The following is a 4,175-nucleotide window of genomic DNA, read 5'->3' on the forward strand; positions in this document are numbered from 1 at the left end:
ACATACAGCCAGCGTATACCTATACCCTGTATATGCGATGGAAGAATTGAAACCATTGCAGAGAAGCCCTATACAGCCCTGTATTCGCACTATTTGCGAAGCAGAGTATAGTTAGATATATAGGAAGATGATGTGACTACAGCAGAATTGCCGGTATCGTGTATATATACCGGCTGCTACATTGTGGTGCTGAAACAATTATGCTGCTGTTATTGCAAACAGGTATAAAAGCCATATGATGAAAATATAAAAAAATAGGCCAGCCCCGATATTATAATACCAGGCTGGCATAGATGGTTATCCCCATATACCCGTGGCCGCGGTTTTTCGCACGTATTCGGAGAAGTCGGTTGGTTTTCGACCCAATGCCTGTTGAACACCATCTTTTACAGATTGATTGCGACCATCTAATACTTCTGTAAACAGGTAAGTCATTAACCGGATATACTCTTGCGGAACGTTATAATTCTTTAACATAGCAGTATATTCATCCAGGGAGATTTGCTCATACCGTATTATTCTCCCTATAGCTTTGCCGATTTCTTCAGTCGCTTCCCGAAAGGTAAGGAGACGAGGCCCTGTGAGCTCATACAGTTTTTTGCTATGACCATCTTCTGTTAATGCGGCTATTGCTACATCCGCTATATCATCTGTATCAATAAACGGTTCTGCTATATTATCGATGGGCAATGCGAAATGGTTAGCTTGCAAAGGTTCAAGAAAAAATCCCTCACTGAAATTCTGACAAAACCAACTGGCACGAAGTATAGTCCAGTCAATGCCAGAATTTATAACGATGTGTTCGCATTTCTCGGCCTCTTCTTCACCGCGACCGGATAACAGGACAAGTTTTTGTATGTCTGTTTCGCTGGCAATTTTGACAAGCTGGCGAATAGCATCGATAGATCCGGGAACAGCCAGGTCTGGTTGAAAAGATATATATACCGCATGCATTCCTTGTAAGGCTGGCTTCCAGGTGTTGATGTCATGCCAATCAAATCTAGTCTCGCATGATCGCGATGCCGCCTTAACCGGCCAGTGAAGTTCGGATAACTGTTGTACAATGCGCTTACCGGTTTTGCCATTGCCTCCAATAACAAGAACAGGTTGTTGAGCTTGTGACTTTACTGTGCGAGCTGGTTCATGAGTTTGTGCTTTCATAATTTTCTTTTTTCGAAAATTAAAAGCACGGCTAAATGTAAAATAGAATAAAACCGACAGTGCTGATCTTTACTTCTAAATCGTTATTCAATTCCGGTTAATATCTCCTCTACAATACCTACCATTTGATCTTCCGGGTCAGTACCCCAGTGGCTGCCAGACATAACGATGGTTACATGCAGACTGGGTATGACTATAATATACTGACCTCCATAACCCCATGCGAAAAATGATGATACGGTTGTATTCTTCCATTTGAAATTACGGGTCCACCAGAAGTATCCATAGCCAAGATGCGGGCGCGGATATACTTTGGGCGTAGTAGATTCTTTTACCCACGATGCGGGAACAATCTGTTGCTGCTGCCATCGCCCTTCATGTTGATATAACCATCCGAATTTTAACATGTCGCGCGGACGCAAGCCTATATCGCCAATGGCGCCCATTGGTGTAGGCTCCGGTATATAAACATCATTAATGCCCAGAGGCATGAGTATTCGTTGTGTCAGTTCTTTTTTATTTTCAAGGCCGGTTGCCTGGCGCAGCACAACGTTCATCAAAATATGATTAAGTGAATTATAGGCGAAGACAGGTGTTGTATCTTTACGTGGCAGCGATAGTAAATAGACAATCTGATCTTTTTCATTGGCAGCAATAGAAGCGCTGTTGCGTGGATCTGTATAGTCGTAGGATTGCTCTTGCCAGGGTATACCGGTGCTCATGGTGAGCAGTTGTTTCAGTGTTATAGTTTTATTGCGTGGCAGGCAGGCCAGCGAATCGTACACAGACACAAGGCCACACAATGGTGTGTCTATACTTTTAATTTCTTTACGAGCAAGCGCTATGCCGGTGAGTGCGGACACGACACTCTTAGTGGCCGATTGAATATTATATACATAGTCGGGATGAAAGCGATAGAAATATTCTTCCACCACAAGACTATCGTTCCTGGCGATGAGCAGGCTGTGAATATCTTTATACTTACCGGTTATAATATGATGCACAACCGAGTCCATCACGTTACTGTCAATATGCTGTAGTGCTGTGGTGCTTACGGGTATCGCATCATTTTCTTCGAGCGGTGGCCGGTATATATAGCGGCCTACACGTGGGTGTAATCCGGGCAGGGTATTCGGATCGGTGATGGTAAACTTCAATGGATGTGCCAGCGTATCATCATCCAGCCATATACCCTGGATTGTGTTTGTTGCCGGGTCGTACTTCCCTTTGTATTCAGAGTAAAATTCCTTCAGCGTGAAGTGCAGGGAATCTTTGTCGAAGTATATAGTGTCTAGTGGAAATTCTTCAGCCTTAAACGTGGCATTAATCAGCGATAATTTCTCAGGTCGCGACTTCAGGTAAATGTGATATGTTATGTTAGGGAAAGAGAGAAGCCCGAGGTAATCTCCGGAAGGTGGTGGAGTAGAACTGCCGCATCCGAAGAGCAGCACCGACAGGAGGAAGAATAGGTATTGTTTCATGGTATATAATTTCTAAGATAATGCAAACAACCGCCACGCCCAACCTCATGCTACAACGAAAAGATATAGCCGGTATTACTTGCCGGGCTGTATTATTGTGCTGTCCTCAAAAGGCAAATTGCAATTGTTTATATATTTGGCAGTTTTATAAAAATAGAGGACTCTGGCGTTTCCCGAAAAATAATTTTGTGAGAGTATTTATTAACGTTTCCATTTTTATTGTGCAGTGCGCTGCGGCATTTCTTACTGGCTTGTTTATATATATGATGTTTGCGTTACTGGACTACAGCGGTGGTATGCAGGCATTTATAGGATTAGCAATTTTTCAACCGATTATGGGAGGAATATTGTGCGCTATTTCGATTCTTATTTGCTTGATTGTTGGCTTGCCGATTCGGTTTGGTAAACTGCGCAGCTGGTGGGGTAATCATTTTATTATTCCTATAGCAGGCATAGTAATAGGATTGCTTCTGCTGTCTTTTTCTATAACACCGATGTTCATAGAGTCAGCGACTATAGTAGAAGAAGGTGAAGAAATAACACGCAAAATTCCGAATGAGATACTGGCACTGCCGGGCTGGTTCCTGTTGTTGTTTTCAATACTACATATACTCCCTCCGGAAAACACTATACAAAAAGTGGAAGCGTTAGTGCTTCGTCTTTTCGGGAAGTAACAGTGACTGAACTTGTCTCTCGCATATAACCCGGAACAGCTGTTAATTTAATTTTTTATGAAACCGATTATCGCACTGATTTTCTCTTTGTATACAGCTCATGTCTGCGGACAGCACACCCGGCATGATCTGCTCACGAAATTTGATAGAATATCGTATTGGGCTGACTATGATGATGCGGACTCGAAAATTAACAAGTACGATTCCTTGTCGCGAGCAAATGAAGTTTTTAAGACAGAGCTTCTTGTCTATACATCTCAAAAACCGGCCTCGATAACAGAAGCCCTTAGCGAACTGAAAAGTAAGGGACTGACGATTGCTACCTCCGAAGATGGATTATTCAGAATATATTCCTGGGACGATCGCAGTGGTGGTACCATGCGTTATTTCAACACAGTATTCCAGTATAAGAGTGAAAGTAAAGTATTCTCAAAAGTAATTCGCGATGAAACTTCCAAAGAAGAACTGGGCGATTGGTATTCGGATATTTATATTTTAAAGAATGCCGGGAAAACTTTTTACCTGGCTGTGAAGCATGGCATTTACTCGTCCAAAGATTGTTACCAGGCCATAAAGATATTCAGTATAGATAACGGTGCATTGAATAGCGATGTAAAGCTGATCAAAACGAAAACAGGCATACGAAACGAATTAGGATTTGATTTTGATTTCTTCTCGGTAGTAGACAGACCGGAGCGACCGGTAAAGTTGATTACATACAATGCAGATGAAAAAACAATCAGCCTTCCTGTGGTCTGGGAAGGAGGCAAAGTGACCAACAAACAGATTATATATAAATTTACCGGAGAATATTTCGAGAAGAAACCCTAGTTATTTCCCACAGACCTCGCTGAATTAC

The 4,175-nt window shown here is 42.3% G+C and carries 4 protein-coding genes; 2 read left to right on the plus strand and 2 right to left on the minus strand.

Annotated features, from left to right (window positions below; genetic code table 11):
• Positions 1-297 precede the first annotated feature (297 nt).
• Both VIN08_RS24595 and VIN08_RS24600 read right to left on the minus strand, forming a co-directional pair.
• Entirely contained in the window at positions 298-1,161 is an 864-nt protein-coding gene (locus VIN08_RS24595; RefSeq protein WP_331971208.1) for an NAD(P)H-binding protein, read from the minus strand.
• Positions 1,162-1,244: 83 nt separating this feature from the next.
• On the minus strand, positions 1,245-2,642 hold the full coding sequence (locus VIN08_RS24600; protein WP_331971210.1) for a serine hydrolase: 1,398 nt from the start codon (positions 2,640-2,642) through the stop codon (positions 1,245-1,247).
• A 47-nt stretch (positions 2,643-2,689) separates the two neighbouring features.
• On the opposite strand from VIN08_RS24600, the gene VIN08_RS24605 reads away from it, so the two are divergent.
• Complete coding sequence (locus VIN08_RS24605; protein WP_331971212.1) at positions 2,690-3,316, plus strand: hypothetical protein; 627 nt, start codon at positions 2,690-2,692, stop codon at positions 3,314-3,316.
• 57 nt (positions 3,317-3,373) lie between these two features.
• Entirely contained in the window at positions 3,374-4,147 is a 774-nt protein-coding gene (locus VIN08_RS24610; RefSeq protein WP_331971214.1) for a hypothetical protein, read from the plus strand.
• Positions 4,148-4,175 lie beyond the last annotated feature (28 nt).

Origin of the sequence: Ohtaekwangia sp. (genome assembly GCF_036568665.1) — a bacterium.
GTDB lineage: Bacteria > Bacteroidota > Bacteroidia > Cytophagales > Cyclobacteriaceae > Ohtaekwangia.